This window comes from Vibrio sp. MMG023 (assembly GCF_021654215.1).
Lineage (GTDB): Bacteria > Pseudomonadota > Gammaproteobacteria > Enterobacterales > Vibrionaceae > Vibrio > Vibrio jasicida.
Genome location: NZ_JAKFZP010000009.1, coordinates 61,677 through 75,484 on the forward strand (window position 1 = coordinate 61,677; position 13,808 = coordinate 75,484).

Sequence of the window (13,808 nt, forward strand, 5' to 3'; positions counted from 1 at the left end):
CATCCTTATTTTAGATTTGATCCCGTGGCTACCCAGCCAAGTAAGTCGTCGACGATTGGCACTATTCTTTCTTTAGGAAGGCTTGCTGAACGCATCAATTGCCAGCAACTCATTCCTAAACCTGTTTTTGATTTTGCGATTACAGCTATGACTAGCCGACGAGCTTGAAACTCAAAGACGCTTTCTTGATACCGATTCAAAGCAAAAGATAGCAAGGGTAATAAGTTCAGTTTTTTGCTCACCGAACCGTAATCATCTAGCTGCTTAAGTAAGAAATTTTTGCTTCTTCGAGGACCATCAACAACAGTATCTAATCGTTCTACAATCCTAATAAACTGCTTAGTTAGTGATCGGTCTCTTGCTCTCCAATCTACTTTTTTCTGCCTTACATGCGATTGGGATTGATGGACTCGATTGAAAGCTAATAGCCAATCTCTATCATTTCGGTATAGCCAAGCATACAGTGCACCACCACCAGGAAGTTTGCGTGCTCTCTTAACCGGGGCGTTACCTATTAAATGACGCCACAGCTCACGTTTTTCTTCACTTGGATTTGGCACAAGCTGAGCATTGTCCTTCGGGATCGATACCGTCACTTTATCTTTTGATTTTACTTCTTTTATGATCTCACTAGCCGACATTTCAGGAATAAAAGCACACCAAACCGTTAAGTGCTGTAGATAGCTAAAAGCTTTACGATGACGGCGAAATAACGTGCGAAGCCAGTTAGTATCTCTATCAGAGTTGATGGTTAGCTCAGGGGTAACGATCTTGCTTACAACTAAGTCCGCAATCTTATCGTGAGCAATCTGTTTAGGGCCTTTTCCACACCCAAAGTCGTGTGCTAGATGATTGTAGAAAAGGCTCCATTGATGCTGAGTCGGGGAGCCTTGGGCTGGTAAACACATTACCTCTTTAGCTTTGCTCGCTAAGTAAGCAAACCGCTGCGCTGTTATATTCTGGTGGTTACATAAAAAGGGCTGACATTGTATTCGGCCACATGCATGGTACGTGTGCCGACTATCATGGTAAGAGGTTGTCGATTTATTCAGAAGGCCGTGCTCAGGGCAATAAGGTAAGGATGGTAAAAACCACAACCTAGACCAATAACTTTCTCCATATTTTTGCTTTTGCTCCGCGACACAAGCTGGGCAAACACGAAAGTTATCCGATGTTTTTACAATAGAAGCTGGGGCTCCCAGCATTAGATGAACAGAGCCCTTAGCGCAATGTTCCATTCGCTCCATCGCTCTAATCCTAATGCTTTCATCAACAAAAGGAGCGTAAATCGGGAACATTGTATGCTCATAAATAAGCTCTTGAATATCAAATCGTCCCGTGTTGATTAGCAGCTCTGATATCGATGACAAATGACTAGGCAGGTCAATTGTCGCAATCACTCTTCTGTCACCAAACACTTCATCTAGTAGCTGTTTAGAACTTGTTATCGCACTGCGAATTCCAGCTCTAGCCACCAAGCTATAGATTAATTCATCTGGGTATGGGACAGGGAAGCAGCGCAATATTAAACCGCCTTTTCTAGCAATGACTGAATGTCTAAAATCAAACCAGACTTTGACATTGCTGTGTACACTTCTTTATCAGAACCAGATTGAGAGTGAACAAATCCCAAGTCCTCACTATCAAGCGTATGCCACTGAGTCTGTTTGATTGATGATGCCCTCTTGCCCTTACTTGGCTTAGCCTCTTTTTTAGATTGTAACTGTTCAGGATTAGTGAGATGTTCATGTACCAGTGGCAGTAAGCTTATCCATGTCAAATCAGGATATTGATCAAATAGCTGTCGTATTACAGGAGCTAAAAGCGTTGAGTCAAACTCATCTTTTAGGGCCATATACACTCGCCGCTCTTCATCGGTTCTAAGCTGTTGATATGCAAACTCCTCTGGTGTCTGCTGAGCAGTTGTGGCTACCTGTTTTTGCAGCTCAAGCAACCTTTTATCAGTGTTGCTTAGTTTAAGATCTGAAAATTTAATCATTTCTTCAACGTCACCAGAACGCAGGGCTGCTAGCATTGGATGGACAGGTTTTAATTCATCCTCGTAAACCTGTTGCATTAATTTAGGCGTAATCCTTTCTACTTTTGTCGCGATTGCTCTCAACTGACACAAGACATATAGCTTAACCACAATATCTAGAACACCTTGGCTCAGGTCATACCATAGAGAACGAATGTCATCCGACAGCACCTCATCACGTTTTTGTAGCCATTGAAGAGTCCATAACTTATCCGTGAGCGCTTTCCACTCTCTTCCTTCTTCCATTGGATCCCAAAAAATCGCACCAAGACCAGAGCCTCGCCTTGCAGATCTCATATCAGCTTCAAATATCTCGCGAGCTCGTGGTGTTCCGACCAAAATAACAGGAAGACCAATGGTATTTACTAATGTCACAAAAAAATTGAGCATTTTCTCAGATCCACCAGAGCGAGAACGGCTAAGATGCTGTATTTCATCAATAATAAGAACACCTACTGCGTGAGTATTTGCAACTTGGGCCATTGCAGCCAAAAGTGTTTCAATACTGGGCCTTTTGCTCATCGAGTATTGTCTTTCGTAGTTGGATGTTCCTAATGCTCTATCCATCGCACGAAAAAAGTTCAAGCACAGCTCTTTAAGTGATCCATCATGGGAGCAGTCAATTTTTAGATAAACGACTTGCTCAAGATTTCTGTCAGGGTGGTAAATAACTTGAGGATATAACGACAAAAGCTGCTTGATCGCTGTTGTTTTGCCATTGCCGCTACATCCAATCAATGTCATGCTTTGGGCTGTAGAACAAACTTCCGTGAACTTTATCGCCTTCAAATCACCAGATAAAACACGCTCGTAACCATTTTGTATATGTCTTGCCCAATCACCTGTTTCGGGATTTCTTCCAACATAGCCACGCCGTATCATCAATGAAAGTCGTTCATGTAACTGTATGTGCTGACTGAGGGGCTGGAAAAAATCATCAATAACACGACAGATACTATGCGCTCTTTCAATGCCATTTCGATGAATATCTTCTGCGGTGCACCTTAACGAGCCCTTTAGAGCAATCGAATCGACCAGGAAACTATTTATCGGTGGTAGTGCTTCTATCAGCGGGTTATCTCGATAAGCTGAGAGTGTTGCACTTTGATAGACGGCAACTACACGATGATCTTGGCATTTTTTCATCAGTTATCATCCTCATCATCAAATAGCTCCGGTATGAAGTCAGGCAGTTGATAACTTTCCTCCTCTCCCTTTATAGGTATCACCAGCGCGACTTCTTCTTGTTTTGCCCTAGCGGGCTGTATTGCTAATTCCTTTCTCTCTTTCTCTCGCGCATTCCGTTTATTGTCTTTAATTTCATTTATCTTTTGCGCGTTGCTCAATGTACTGGTTTTACGATTCTTTTTAGCCTTCTTCAGTTTCTTTTCAAGAAGATCATCAAAATCCCGTTCTACTGGTGCAAATTGATAGTTAGCCTCAGCCAAACTCTGTTTTTGAGCCGCTTGACGTTCCCATACTTGATACCAAGTTAGATCACGGAACTCTCTACTTCGACTAGAAAGATCACAAACCCAAAATGTATTTTTTCCTTCTTCAGGAAAAAGATATATGTGATTAGCAGAACCAAGCTCATAAGCTGCAAATAGTTTTTTAGGTCTAGATACTTCCGAAGAGCGGTGCATCCATCCTATCTGAATAATTTCTTTTCCTGTGTAGGTTAATCCCCATAACTTTATGCCTAACTCGGATACAGTGACTTTTTGACGCGGTAACAGCAGTACCTTTGCAAGATCCGTATCAATGGCTCGTATACGTCCAGTACGATGTTGAAGCCCCCACTTCCAAAGTTCAATTGGGATCGAGGGAAGGTTTTCTGGCATATCAGGAGCACGATCGTACTTTTCTAAAGGTTTATTTAAGTTGTGAGCAAGTATTGAATAGAGCAATATCTCAACAAAGTCAGATCTCGCCACAGCAGCTTCAACTCTATAATCTTTTTCACCGTGCTTCTTAACCTTGTTACCAGTTACGACACCTGGCATATAGGGCTTGAACTTAGCCTGTAATGTGCCAAATGATCTCTCGACAATGCCTTTAGCATCGCCTCTTCGAGGTGGAGCACTTTCAAGTCGAACACCAATAGCATCAACCAAATAATTTGCTTGGTGGCTCATCAATTCACCGCGATCAGCTAGCAATACATCAGGAATACCTATGCATGGCCACTGTTCTTCTGAAATATCGATACCATATTTTGCGCAGGTTTCTACTTTGCTGCTAAAGCTGCATATCAGGGCTTTCATTGCAACGGGGAAAGATGGATTATCGAAACCAATATAAAAACCAGCAACCATTCGACTAAAAACATCAATGACCATATAAATCGTCGGCCGACCGATAACCTTGTCTGCATCGTCATCATCTACTAAGTAAATATCTGCAATGGTGGCATCAATCTCATATCGACTACCTGGGCCTAAAGCTTGCTCGGTTGCAGTTCCATGTAGTGGCCTAACATCTTTATTGTAATTGCCTTGAGGTGTTTGAACGGTAAGCTTTGTGACCTTGCTATACTCGGTTTTGTAGAAATATCTAAATTGGCGGAGTGTTGGAATTTCATGCTCTTCAGCATCTGGGTTCTTTAATTTATATGCTTTTGAAAACTTCCTATGTGCATAAGCAACGGAGTTCCCTTTATCATTCATCAAATATTTATCACAAATAATTCGGAACTGTTTTCTGATTTCTTCAGTGACTTGTTTGCCATCACCGACGCCGTAAACCCTAGACTTACCAGCTTTATTTGTTGTGAAGTTTCTTCTCTTTCCGGCAGCGCCTGAGTTTTTGTAATCTGGTATTAGAGCATTTTTTATTTGTCCACGCTGCCAATATCTCCGAACTAAACGATAGATGGTCGATTTTGTTTTATTTGAACTGGCAACCGCATGACTAAACCTTTTTGCTCGAACTCTTTTGTCAAACGCTCCTTCGCCATCTACGATAGGCTTAATCAAATCAAAGTCGTTGTGCCTTTCCTGATATACATTTGACTCTTTGCTCCAAGATTCTCCTTGAAGATATGAATAAGGGTCAGGAATTTTTTCTATACGCCCTTCATCGACCCAGTTGCGGCATTCATCAAAATAGACTCTTTCAGGTAAACCTTTATCCTCATCAATAGCGATCCAATAGAAGTAACTTGTCTCAGTAAAAAGCACGCGGTACGCCTTACCGTTAAACGCTAGAGTTTCGTTAACTGGCCACATTACGATGCCCCCCGAACAAAGATCCGCTTCTAAACGCAATTTCTTTAGCTTTCAAACTATAAAATGGTAAACGAATATCGAACGTAATAAGCCTTGCTGCACACATTAAACGAATATCATAAAGTGACTGACCAAGATCTTGCTGGTATGCCATGTCATACTCTTTACACAGTTCAACGACTTTTCTTTCTGGGTGTTGAACAAAATAAGCACCGATATGCCCAAAAGTAAGCGATAGCTCATCCGTTATTACTTCATCAAAGTATCCCTTAACCCCGTATAGCCACTCAATATTCGATACGACTGTTTTGTCTATCTCTTTATCTGTCACTAGGAACCAGGGGATTTTTTTGAGCTGCCAATAACGGCGTTCTATTTCAAGCTTTTCAATGGTTCTTGGGTCTTTTAAATCTTTGGAGTACTTTGCTTGAATAGCAAACTTAGGCTGGGTTTTAGAAGCTGTGTTAATCAAAAAATCTGAGGACATGACAAGGTTTATCCCTCCTTGCGAAGGGTGCCAAAGCTGACCTTCCTTGGAAATATTAAGAGTGTCATCCCTGTTGAGTGGAAACTGCTCACGAATGTCTGTTACGGCAGGGTTATGGTCTAGAAGTAGAAAGACTGCGAACTCAAGATCCGATAGTACATGATGAATTCGGCCAGTTAGGTGAGAGTAGACTCTCTGAGATCGGCCTTCTGAAGGAACCTCAGTAACATACAGCCACGGCTTATAGTTGGAAAGCCTTCCTGCACCTCGGCCTTCATTTATCCGCTTGATGATTTGTTTTTCAGTTAAAACGTACTTTGATTTTGCCATAACAAAAACCCGGTTAACTTTTAATCAGTTTAACCGGGTTTAAAAAGTTTTCAACTTTAGTGTTACAGTTTCAAACTTTAATGTCACAGTTTCAAACTTTAATGTCTACCGACAGCAAAAAAGTTTGTTGTTCTTTGATTCCAACCCCATTCATAGAGAAAATAAAATACTTCTAGGATAAGCGGCTTTAAACATACTGTAACTGAAGCACCAAGATGACCGCCAGATAATGCGTACCCGTACCACGCAGCCTCCGCATCCTTATTTACAAAATCAAATTTCGGCAATAAATGTTCTTTTGTCCACTCAGGGGCATAATCGTAAAACCACTGTATTCTACAACATAAGGTGGCTATGACCTGCTCCCTATAACAACCGTCAATATTGATAAGGGTTTCAAACTTTGCCTTGAATTCATCAGATATTTCCACATCCTTGTTCAGCTCTTTATCGAATACGACAGTCAACAGGCCTTTAGTCAAATCAGCAATAGGTCCGCAAGAAGTGTTAACAATCTCGCGTTGTGCCTTGTGTTCATGTTCATTATCTCCTGCCTCGGATATAAATCCATCTAACCCGTGATCGAACAACTTCCATGAGAGCGATTCATTGTTAATAAAACTGGAGTGAAAGTGCTCTAGAAACCAACGCCCTATAGTATTTCTTAGTTCATAAACTACGTGTTTTGGCAGTCTTAACAATCGATTAAGAAATGTATGATGAAGCCTCTTAGGTACATCATTAGGCCAATTACCAATTAACTCCTCCCAAAGAGATATAGGATAATTTTGCCTTTTCGCCTCAAAAGAAAGAGATGCAAGAGCCCTACGAGGCTCAGAGTAAACTAAACCAGAAAAGGGTCTCTTTCTAACCGGATCGTCGAAGTCTCTCTTACAACATGCTTCAGCAACTTGAGCAACTTTGTTTAACGGGATGCCTTTCAAGTATTCCGGAGATTCGTCTGTTCTAACACTTCGCACCTGCATGAATTGTTTTGATGTAACATTCATTGCCCATGTTTCACGCCATTCAGGTAATGTTCTTATTGTATCTTCCAACTTATCATTGAAATCTTGGGAGAGTTTACAACCTTGCAAAACCAGCCACTTTGTATAGAGACAAGCTTGCTCATTCTTTCTAATTTCATACTCACTTTCTTCCCAATACTCTTCTTTATCAGGTCCGTTTAGCAATCTTGTTAATAATTTATCTTTGTCAATGGAAGAAAATTCGCGCCATCGATCATGTATCAAGAACAATAGCTCTCTCTTTATATTGGGATGCCATAACTGCTTTTGCGAAAGCTCAAATATAAATTGGATCGCTTCATCCGCTTTGAACAAGTCCATGTTGTACGCAAATAATTTGAGCTTCAAAAAGTAATACTCTTCATCTTTTGGCCAGAGAGTTGCTAATGCGCGTGCGGCACTTGGGTTTATGTCTTTTAAACGAGTAAAAAGAGAAATAAACCAGACAAAAAAATCATGTTTACTATTCACATTTCCTTGTACTTCTCTCTTGGGATAGCAAGTAGGAGATTCAAAATCGTAACTGCCAACCTCTAAGCGAAGACCCGCAGCCTTTACGAGGTTGTTGCTAAGAATATGAATAACTTCTAAAAGCACATCATCTGGAATAGAAACACTTTCACCATGGCGCGGGGAAAACTTGATTTCAAACCGAGCAAGATCAGAAATCTTTAACTTATCCCAATCGTTAAGAGGTGGTTTTGAAGCACTTAAACCCAACATAGTTTCAATACATATGTAGGGTTTGGTTACTTCTTCAAACTGTCGAATAACGCCCTTTGTCCACCCTTCTATCTTGAGTTTGTCTCGAAAGTAGAACCAGTTGAAATCACTTTCTTTGTTACCTTGCTGATAGTGACTCTCTAAAATAAGCGCCCATATTTCTCGGGCTTTCGGATGTAAGTTAGTATTTCTTCGCAAACCATTAGATAGTTCATTCAACACTCTTGGATGCAGGTCACTTTGCCGCGTCGCCCACCAAGCTAGAAGAGGCTCATTAAGCAACTTTGCCATCCAGAAAGTAATGTACTCTAACCTGTTAGGAAGTCTTTCGGATAAGTATCCTCTGCTTCCCAACTTATGTGAATAAGGAGGATTTGAGTCCCCCCGCCTCCACTCTAAAAGGTGCTCATACGCACTGTCTCTAGTACTATCTAGATCACTCTGCGTTTTTTCATCATCCAATCCAAATACTTCTATTGGATTAAATACTTCTCCTTTAGTGCCATAGTCTTTGCTCGGCTTAGTAACTCGACACCCTCTATCAAAGACACACAACCAATCCGCAGGAGGTAATATTTCAGCATTAGCAAATAATTTCGCTCCAGAAGTAGTTTTTACGAGATGCGTGACCTGTCCTCGCTCATAGGCACGCAAGTTTTGAGGATGTTTTTGCGCGAGTTGTAGTATTTGTTTCATCCACTTTCTAGGAGAAACAGCCCTATCTCGCCAAGCCTCTAAACTCTCCCACAAATGTTCAAATTCAGAAAACGCTATAGCTGTGACACCTCTGTCATCCCATTTTGAATCAACTTCACTTTGAGTTCCTCGATCAAAGGCATATAGGCCTGAACTGTCATACCCTGATTCTCGATTCAGTCCCTGTAGGAGGTATTTAACAGGTGGATCTTCAGCAGAATAGCCCAACAGCACTACTGTATATGAAGTTAAAAGTGATTGAATAAAACTCGTAGCCCAACCTTCAGAAAGATAAGCTCGTCCGAAGTCTGCGCTACTTAAAACGTAGGCATGATGAGATGATTCAGGTTCTTGTAGTCTTCCATGTAAATAAGTAATCCCTTTAATAGGTACTCCATGTTCAATACTAGGAAATGCCGGTGGGATATGAATAGGACAGTCACCCCCTTTAGAAGTATGCTCAAGAAGCAAATCAAAGTTAGTTGTAACTACTTGAGGGTTTCCTTCCTGATCAGCTGAAAGCTGCATGATTATTTCATGCCACTTGCTATGGAAGTTCTTATCAAAATTAACTTGTAAGTGCCTAGCTACCTGAGAATTAACTTCGTTTCGACCATACTCCTTATTCAACATAAGAAATATTTGGTCTAAAGATACTCTCGGTGCATTTGAGTAGTTATCTATCCAATCTCTCCAAGGCTTAAATTCTTGAGCTATCGGTGAATGCTCTGGCGGGTCAAAAAAATCTATAACATTCCTTGTTAGCTTTGGAAAGTCTGGCATATTGGCAGGTATTGAAATCCCAGCCCCACATAGAAAAACCACTTGTCCTTGGTCTCGCTTTTCGAGTAACGAGTCAGGAATATCAGGACCATTTTGGAAAAATCGCATCTTGCTTTCGCTTACAGTAAATTATTCGATGTTAAACCGATTCTACAATATAAATTGTGCCGGGATTAGCATCCCAGAAGAAATAATCAAACTAAAATCTAGCAAGAAATTGAAGGATATATTTCTTAATATTCAGGCTGAATATTGACATTCTTCAGGCCATATAAATCAACCCAAATCGTTTTGTCTTCCGCGCCAAGGTGTCAATTAAACCTTGCTAAAATGCCAGTCCAATCGTAGAAAAGCGGTAGAAAGCCTTTTCCTCCGGTGATATAAGAAAGAGCGATGCAAACAATAACTACGCCAGCAGAAATGGCATATTCCACTGGGCCACTGCCTAAGCCGACCACCAAATAAATGAAATCGTCCGTCACTCCTCTCGCCCAATTCGATAGCAAAGGCGTGTTTGCTCGCAGGCGCGTGAAGAGCCGTAATTTCTCTTATGAGTTCGGGCGCTTGTCGAAAGAAATGCAAGAGAAGTTGGATGCAGCGATTGCTAAGATTCTAGAAGAGAAATAGTCTTTTGTAGCATCACTAGTAAGTTGGATAGTGGGGATCCGATATCCAACTTATTTGGGAAGTTTTTGGACAATTATCATTTTCGGAAAATCGAATATTAGCAATTTATGAATAACTATATGTATGGGAAACCACTTCCGAACTCAGTATTACGGTTGATTTAAAACACCGAGCCCCCATATTCTTAAAATCCACCCACAACGCTACCTTGGCTATGCAAATCAAACGAGACTTTGACTACTACCACAATCTTCACAACGTTATTACCCACGCCCTGCTTCATTTGCTGTGTCAGGTATCCGCATCTTCCCGTTTTGTTCCAGTAACATCACGCAATGACATACTAATAAAGTACCTTAAGCCAAAGCTCAACGATAAGTCGTTATCGAATATCAAAAAAGACATCAAACTGATGCTCAGCGTAGCAAGAAAAAAAGGTGGGAACCTAGAAATGAAACTGCATCAACTTAATTCACAGTCGAAGCATACTAAACTCGTCGGTGCTGAAAAGCTTTATAACCTACTCGTACACCTTTATGACGTAGAGGGTATCGAATCAAGACTGTTTGAGGAGGGTAGTGAAGCGGAGCCTGGGATTCTTTATATGCTAGAGGAACAAGTCGAATACGGTTTTGACCAAGAACACAATCAAGTCTCCCCACTATCGATGCTTATCCAACTAGAGCGTGCACCAGAGCTTATCAATTCGATTAATGCTCACGGCCTATTTCTTGCTGAAATGAAAGAGTGGAACACCGAGATACATCAAGCCCACATCTTAGTACACCCTGCTTAAAAAAGCTGGCTACCGCTCATTTAAACTTCCAATCATTCGTCCCACATGAGCTGGCTTCACCAGCTAGCTCGAAGTTGGACAGAAATGCGTTAGAGTATTCACCTCATATAATCAATATAAGATTAGTAAAAGTAAGCCAATAGGACATGACCAACCCTAAAATGCCTTATTTTGAAACGGAATCTCTCACTCGCTGCACGATGATAGCGTCATGGCTTGTGAAATGATTAAAGCTCGAAAGGCGAGTAAATATAGGATTGTTTTTTAACTCTGACTCGCCCGCATAGACCTTTATCGCATTCAACAGCCAACCTCCTAGTGCAACTAAACCTCCGCCTTTTATGTTTGCGACCTCCATACCCGCACCAACCAACGTAGGAGCAAACCCAGAAATATTTAACTTTGAAAGGCGAGCCTTGTTACTCTCTATCGTTTTGAGTTCTTGTTTGAGCACTCTTAATTTGTTGAAATACTCACTATCATCCATGTTTGCATATTCTTTGATAATATTTGGTAAAGAACGAATCAAACTAGAAGATAAAGCTGAGTCAAGTTCAAGTACGTCCATATCGTTATTAATGGCAAATATTTCACTTAGCAACATACTAAGCTCAGACTCCCGAACTTGTTGTGAGTTAGCCGTTACACCGTTATAGAGTCCGCTAACGATCTGGCAAGCCACTACTTCAGAGTAATTGCCGTCATCGAATGGGAAATGGTGTGCTCCAAGCCCTTGAGCATATTCATAGCTAGAGCCTGCTGTCGTCAGTTCGATTAGTCGATTTCGCCCCCTATCCTGAAGGCCTTTCACCGCTAAATTTGAAATTCCTAACCTATGAGCTGAAGTTGCACCTTCCTTGTTTACCAAGAACTCACCAAATTGCCACTGTTCAGATAGCACTAATGCCAACCTTTGAACATCGGGGTTATCAATACGTGTGCACTGATGTAAGAAATGGTATTGTTCATCACTTGAGAACGTAGTCCCTACTATGCCCGATTTCTTCTGAATCCCTTGAATAGTAGCGGCAGCAAGTCGTCTTGAAAAAACGATAGCATTTGGGTTTACGGCAATAATGTCTAGCAGTAGCTCTTGTGAATACCTAACAAGATTTTGAGGGGCAGCAAAGAGTAAGCGACCACGAGCCACCAACTCTTGGAGCTCATATCGGCTAATTTTGAACATTCGATAGAAGTATTCTGCTTCGATTTTTAACGGTAGCGCTATAACAACCTGTTCATATAACGTTAAATACACTCTTAAATTCTGCCTAGGGAACACAGATGCATCGACGAAGCATCTTGTTTGCTTTGTCTCGAAGTTTGGCAGCAAAAAACGATCCCTCTGTTCGGTTTCATCGCCACTAAAAACAGAATGTCGATTTTGAATCCAAAAATCTTCGTCTTCTTCGTAACGATCCAATAGTCTTCGTGGAAATTGCTTTTGTATCAAACCACTAGCTGTAAGCTGCATATTGTTGTAAGTATTCGACTTGTGCTCAACTTCCCCAGAAAAATCGGGGATTGCAGGGTCAACTTCAAAAATGTAGTCATACCCTTGATACCCTAAAGACTCGCAAATTAATTGAATTTCTTGCTGTTCACTCTCAGTTATCGCTGTTTTAAAAGTTAGTTTAAATTCATTGGTACGAAACAAGAAATCTAAATGAAAAGGGTGGTACTTATGTGGAATATGTAAAACAAATTGATTTATCGTCTCATCCATTGTCATTGGTTTGCCATGAATGTGGGTTTTTTCAAGCTGGCTGCGAGACTCAATAGGACGGTAGCTTTCAAGTACCTCACCAACTATGGTGGCAGGAGGTATGCCTGCTGTATGAAAACGATGGTATTGTTCTTTTAGCGTCTTTAGCAGTACTTCGTTGTTTTTTACCTCAAGAACAACTGCAAATAGCTCTTTACCATCAGTAAACAGGCCTTTATGAGAGTACTTATGAGTATCAAATAAAAAACGCTCATAATCGTGTCGAATAGCATCAATTATGGGCAAACTGTATGGCAAGCTATCATTCATTGTTAGATCCTAAGTATATGCTGAAGCGAGTTCTTAACGCTTTTGTTTTTTCTACTAGTTTTGCCTCTGGACACATGTTTTGTGTCAGCAATTATTAACTTTTTCTAAAGCCAATCGTGATCTTCTCTGTTTTCAAACAACCGAGGAGTAACTTCAGCCTCAATACCATTGAGTTTGGCTTTGTACATGGACAAAATATCTTCATTAGCAAAGTGTGCTGCAACTATATATTCGAGACCAATCTTGTCGAACACTAAAATTTCAGCTTGGGGGTCTGTCGGATAGCTCTCAGGTATTCCACGTTCTTCACGTGATGGAAGTTCTTCAATGTTATCAAACATTCTTTCGAACGCTGTTGCTGACTTTCGGTTTTCAATGATCTCTGCTTTGACTTGTCTTGAAGCTGCATTTCGCTCGAAATATGCAGATTCCTTTGCTAAAAGTAGTTCTGGTGACAATTCAAGTACAACCCAGTTTTGGGCTGGATCTTTGACTCTCTTAATGAAAAACATACGATATTGAGGAAAGCTCACAGATATACAGTTTGCATCTAAGAAACCATCAGCTCGGTTGACATCAGTGAACTCAAAATCACCTTCTTCAAGCTGCGATCTAGGAATAAGTCCTTGGTTTGTAATAGCCTCAAGGTTTTCGATTTTTGAGAAATGAAATAACTGTTCGATTTTCCGGCTAGCTACGATACCACTGATACCATCACTTTCGATGGAATCATCTTGATCATATTCATCAAAGTCGTAGGAAGGTTGACCGTAGTGAAAGTTATCTTCAGGAATATCATCTGAAGCTAGGTATAGTTCGTAATAGCTATTCGAACCCCAGTACTCAATATGCTTTCCACAATGCTCACAATCTAAACTGTCATCAAATTCGACCGCACTATTCTTCATGCGATCAGCCATAAAGTTTGGCTCGGGAACAGTAATAGTTTGCTCTATAGTCTCTTCGCACTCAGGGCAGAAAATCCTAACATCAGCCACCATCGTCATTATTTATCTCCTAGCAAGATAGACAGGG

At 40.9% G+C, this 13,808-nt stretch carries 9 protein-coding genes and 1 pseudogene; 2 read left to right on the forward strand and 8 right to left on the reverse strand.

The annotated features are described in order from the left end of the window. Positions 1-5: 5 nt before the first annotated feature. The 6 genes from L1076_RS23525 to L1076_RS23550 form a co-directional block, all read right to left on the reverse strand. The gene (locus L1076_RS23525; RefSeq protein WP_239032805.1) at positions 6-1,523 is read right to left on the reverse strand and encodes a TnsD family Tn7-like transposition protein; all 1,518 of its coding nucleotides are present in this window, start codon (positions 1,521-1,523) and stop codon (positions 6-8) included. Positions 1,524-1,525: 2 nt separating this feature from the next. Then, positions 1,526-3,184 carry an ATP-binding protein gene (locus tag L1076_RS23530; protein WP_237304591.1) on the reverse strand — a complete coding sequence of 553 codons (1,659 nt, stop codon included), beginning with the start codon at positions 3,182-3,184 and terminating at the stop codon, positions 1,526-1,528. After that, complete coding sequence (locus tag L1076_RS23535; protein WP_237304592.1) at positions 3,184-5,268, reverse strand: transposase; 2,085 nt, start codon at positions 5,266-5,268, stop codon at positions 3,184-3,186. The genes L1076_RS23530 and L1076_RS23535 overlap by 1 nt, the downstream gene beginning before the upstream one ends. Further along, positions 5,255-6,085 carry a TnsA endonuclease N-terminal domain-containing protein gene (locus L1076_RS23540; RefSeq protein WP_237304593.1) on the reverse strand — a complete coding sequence of 277 codons (831 nt, stop codon included), beginning with the start codon at positions 6,083-6,085 and terminating at the stop codon, positions 5,255-5,257. The genes L1076_RS23535 and L1076_RS23540 overlap by 14 nt, the downstream gene beginning before the upstream one ends. 98 nt (positions 6,086-6,183) lie before the next feature. Further along, positions 6,184-9,423, reverse strand: coding sequence for an SIR2 family protein (locus L1076_RS23545; protein WP_237304594.1), 3,240 nt, complete (start codon positions 9,421-9,423; stop codon positions 6,184-6,186). A gap of 203 nt (positions 9,424-9,626) precedes the next feature. After that, complete coding sequence (locus L1076_RS23550; protein WP_237304595.1) at positions 9,627-9,797, reverse strand: hypothetical protein; 171 nt, start codon at positions 9,795-9,797, stop codon at positions 9,627-9,629. Between L1076_RS23550 and L1076_RS23555 the strand changes: the two are divergent. Together L1076_RS23555 and L1076_RS23560 are read left to right on the forward strand one after the other, a co-directional pair. Further along, positions 9,784-9,942: pseudogene (locus L1076_RS23555) on the forward strand (ParB family protein); the annotation flags it as partial. The gene L1076_RS23550 and the pseudogene L1076_RS23555 sit on opposite strands and share 14 nt — an antisense overlap. Positions 9,943-10,156: 214 nt before the next feature. Then, the gene (locus L1076_RS23560; protein WP_095661301.1) at positions 10,157-10,738 is read left to right on the forward strand and encodes a DUF2913 family protein; all 582 of its coding nucleotides are present in this window, start codon (positions 10,157-10,159) and stop codon (positions 10,736-10,738) included. A 166-nt stretch (positions 10,739-10,904) separates the two neighbouring features. Here the strand turns inward: L1076_RS23560 and L1076_RS23565 are convergent, their stop codons facing one another. Continuing rightward, positions 10,905-12,773 carry a hypothetical protein gene (locus L1076_RS23565; protein ID WP_237304596.1) on the reverse strand — a complete coding sequence of 623 codons (1,869 nt, stop codon included), beginning with the start codon at positions 12,771-12,773 and terminating at the stop codon, positions 10,905-10,907. A 104-nt stretch (positions 12,774-12,877) separates the two neighbouring features. Then, on the reverse strand, positions 12,878-13,780 hold the full coding sequence (locus L1076_RS23570) for a DarT ssDNA thymidine ADP-ribosyltransferase family protein (RefSeq protein ID WP_237304597.1): 903 nt from the start codon (positions 13,778-13,780) through the stop codon (positions 12,878-12,880). Positions 13,781-13,808 lie beyond the last annotated feature (28 nt).

Bases quoted from the DNA above. Each gene is read 5' to 3' on its own strand.
- L1076_RS23530 (WP_237304591.1), bottom strand. From the start codon at position 3,184: ATGAAAAAATGCCAAGATCATCGTGTAGTTGCCGTCTATCAAAGTGCA.
- L1076_RS23535 (WP_237304592.1), bottom strand. From the start codon at position 5,268: ATGTGGCCAGTTAACGAAACTCTAGCGTTTAACGGTAAGGCGTACCGC.
- L1076_RS23540 (WP_237304593.1), bottom strand. From the start codon at position 6,085: ATGGCAAAATCAAAGTACGTTTTAACTGAAAAACAAATCATCAAGCGG.
- L1076_RS23545 (WP_237304594.1), bottom strand. From the start codon at position 9,423: ATGCGATTTTTCCAAAATGGTCCTGATATTCCTGACTCGTTACTCGAA.
- L1076_RS23560 (WP_095661301.1), top strand. From the start codon at position 10,157: ATGCAAATCAAACGAGACTTTGACTACTACCACAATCTTCACAACGTT.
- L1076_RS23565 (WP_237304596.1), bottom strand. From the start codon at position 12,773: ATGAATGATAGCTTGCCATACAGTTTGCCCATAATTGATGCTATTCGA.
- L1076_RS23570 (WP_237304597.1), bottom strand. From the start codon at position 13,780: ATGACGATGGTGGCTGATGTTAGGATTTTCTGCCCTGAGTGCGAAGAG.